This is a genomic window from Candidatus Cloacimonas sp., from assembly GCA_039680785.1.
In the GTDB taxonomy this organism is placed as follows: domain Bacteria; phylum Cloacimonadota; class Cloacimonadia; order Cloacimonadales; family Cloacimonadaceae; genus Cloacimonas.
On sequence record JBDKSF010000106.1, the window covers coordinates 1 to 3,338 of the forward strand.

The 3,338-nt window shown below is 34.2% G+C and carries 4 protein-coding genes; all 4 read right to left on the reverse strand.

Going from position 1 to position 3,338, the window contains the following annotated elements; translation table 11 throughout:
- Positions 1-323: peptidoglycan-binding domain-containing protein (locus ABFC98_07775; GenBank protein MEN6445925.1), on the reverse strand; the 323-nt coding region annotated here is incomplete at its 3' end.
- Between the two features lies 1 nt (position 324).
- Positions 325-1,323, reverse strand: a complete 999-nt coding sequence (locus ABFC98_07780) for a hypothetical protein (protein MEN6445926.1) — start codon at positions 1,321-1,323, stop codon at positions 325-327.
- Between the two features lie 22 nt (positions 1,324-1,345).
- Positions 1,346-1,657 (reverse strand): hypothetical protein, encoded by a 312-nt coding sequence (locus ABFC98_07785; protein MEN6445927.1) that lies wholly within the window; start codon positions 1,655-1,657, stop codon positions 1,346-1,348.
- Positions 1,658-1,666: 9 nt separating this feature from the next.
- Positions 1,667-3,338 (reverse strand): hypothetical protein (locus tag ABFC98_07790; GenBank protein ID MEN6445928.1); only part of this gene is annotated, 1,672 nt, incomplete at its 5' end.

A 3,338-nucleotide genomic window follows, 5' to 3' on the forward strand; every position in this document is an offset into this window, starting at 1 on the left:
AAAATTGCGTGAGCTATCGAATGTAGAACATCAAAATCATTTTCTTTAGCATTCCTGTTAAAAATTGAGCCTAACCATTTAATCTTATATCTCATCAAAGCTTCTATTTCTACATCATTATATTCCCGATAAGGTTTTATAGGTTCAAACACTTCTGGACAGAAATTATCCTTATTATAAAAGTCAATTTTAGATTTGGTTATAGGCCCTATAACCCCGTCTGCTGAAATACCACAATGCCTTTGAAAATCCTTGACAATAAGTTTATGATATTTGGGGATATATTTATAACCTAAGCTTTCAAAATATTGTGCGTAATCCATATTAACTCCAAACTCTCTTATTAAATTCTTTAGTTTCTTTCATGTGATCCGAATGAACTACCTGCCATTCTCTCGGTCTGTCTTTATAAAATATTAGACATTCCCTGAACTCGTTTGCGTTGCCTACGATATCATTTCTTATAAACAATACCGGGGCAAACATAATCACTTTAGCCCCTACTGTGTTTCCGTTTTTATCTTTGACTAACATTTTTTCCATATAACCAAAATTGTCAAGAGGGTTAATTTCCGTAAGAGCAAAATACTTTCCTATTGCTTTTGATTTATTATAAAATTCATCAATTAAGTTAGATTCCCATTCTTGTTTTTTTAAGATATGCGCAGATAAAACTACTTTCTTTCTGCTCATCAACGGAGCGTCTGTTAAAATTCCATTTAAAAATGATGTATTGCTGATATCAGATTCACCTACATAAACGTTACTGTTCGGATATATGCTGTGCCAGCCTATTTCCATATTTACTGAAACATTTACATAAGTATATACGCTCATACATTCCGAAGGCTCATTCCATACTTCCATAGGTACATCTATGAATTTATATTTGTATTTTAAATATCTTGCAAACTCAAGTGAAAATCTTCTTAGCCATAACCATTTATCCATTGATGGACTTCTTGTAAGCCATGAATTTTTTTCCTCTGAATGTCCAAAGTTTACAAACGGAGTTATATTATATTTCTTGCAGAATATGAAAGCCGATTTCATATCTTCATTTTTGGGACCTACATCAAAAGCATGAGTCCGGCCGTCAAATGTCCAGCTTCTCATAGGGTCTCCAAAAAATGTAAAACAATGGTTCATATATAAAAACCATGCCAGAGAAGGAGAATTATGATTAAGCCCTGCCTTAGGAAAATCCGCTAAGTCGATGAAAATACTTAAACCTTTAAATCCTAAACCTATAACATTATTAACGTGCTCTGGCAATGTAGTATTAAAATTTTTCCATTTATAAACCGGAAACGCTGATTTCATTTTAGCCTCCAAAATTCATCCATCACATCACCTTAAAAATTTTAAGTAGTGTTACTATAATGCCTATAAAAACGCTTGCACCTGTAAGCCACGCTGAGAAAGCCTTAATTGATATTTTGCTTTGTATAAGTTCAACGATGTTTTTATGTTCGGTTGTATTCTTTTCAATAGTCAGCACCAGGTCATCTGCAAGAGCTTTATGACTTTTTTCATATACCTTTATAAATTCATTCAGCGTAGTTTCAATCTTGACTTGCCTTTCTGCCATTGGTTTTACCAAGTCAAATACTTCCCTGATAGTTGCTTTGCTTCCGTTAGTTTCTTCAATCTCCATGTCTGCCCCTTACTGTTGACTTTTTATTATATCTTTTATTTCCTGCTTGCTTGGGTTAATTCCAACGCTCTGCAAATATTTGATTATTGCTTCCATATCCATACCTGATATCTGTTTCTTTTCTTCATTGTATGGTTGTTTAGCAAGAGTAAGCATTAAATTAAGATTCTGATTGCCGCCTGTTGTGTCCATTATATTTTGCAGTTCCTCTGTCTGTTTCATGCCGTATTTTTCATAGATGTAATTAAGAGCTAAAGTTTTATATGCTTTTTCAATATCTGAATTTGTCGGTATGGCATTAGAAGGATTTAATCTGTTATATTCATCTATGGCGCTGTTTAAATCATTTTCCATTTCGTGCAGTCTGTTTGTCTTTTCTTTATTGACATCAAGCGGAGTAAGTTTAATCCCAAGCATTATTGATAACCAATCATAGGGAGTTTTAGGCTGTTTAGTGTTAGGGAACATTCTCTGTGCCGTATAAAATGCCGGAACCTGTTTAAGAGCATAAGCAAACATATCTGACATCTTGAGAGTTCCCTTTTCATCTTTTGTCAGCCCTATTTGATTTAAAAGCTTGTTGTCAAACTTATTCATAAACTGCAGATATGCAGGGGCTTCCTTTCCCCAGTCAATCGGATACTGCTTGCCAAAACTTTCTGATTTTATTGGATAATTTGAAAATATTTCCTTGTTGGCAAATAGTTCAATAGGTATCTTGGCAAATGGTGTTATAGCTGAAGCCATATCCTGCGGAGAAAATATTCTTGCCAAATCCTGAAATCCAAAGTTAGGGTTAAAGAATAATGGCAGTCCTTCAGCAGTTTTTAAAGGTGTTTTTGTATAAGCGTCTGTCCTGAAATATTCCGGCATATTTGCTTTTTCTTCTGCTGTTAAACCTGAAGCCTGATTTGCAAAATTAAGCGTTTTAGATAATGTTGCATATTTTCCGGTTTGTTTTGCAAGGAGTTCAAATTGTCTTACGGAGTTCTTTCTGATCCAGGTATTTCCTGTAATTGTTACAATTCCATTTTGTCGCATTACCCAAGTTTTGTTTTCAGTTAAAGGACACCATACAAAACCTTTATAATGTTCCCTGCCTAATGCACCAGAAACTTTTAAAGTTCTTCTATTGGAAATATAAGTTCCCCTTTTACCTTCTCTTGTTCTTTTGCCAAGCAGAAAAGCTGAAATAACAAAAGTATCAAGGACTTCCTTTTTAGTGCAGGCAAGAAAATCACTATCTCTATTGCCTCTTCTTTTAATCATTGTTCCATCTGCCAAATACATAGCTTCATATAAAGCCTCCAATGATTCTTTTGACAGCTTTGCAGGTATAAAACTGAAATTATTATTTTTAAGATAAGGAATTAAGTTTTTAAGTCGCTCTTTCAAAACTGGAACACATATAACTCCTGAATCAGGATGGGGTTTTCTTGGTTTTCCTCCAGCTACTTCCTTAACAATATCTAAGTATTTTTTAGGACTTTGATAAACAACAGCTTCACAACTATTTCCTCTGAATCTCCAGTAGCCGTCTGTTATCAACCATCCGAGAAGCCTTGCTTCTTCTACTGTAAGTAAACTGTGTCCAGGATATTCAACTTTATCAGCCACCATTAAAATACTGTGCCAAGTATTCAATTTGTCAGCTGGAATTAATTTAACATTACCACCATAG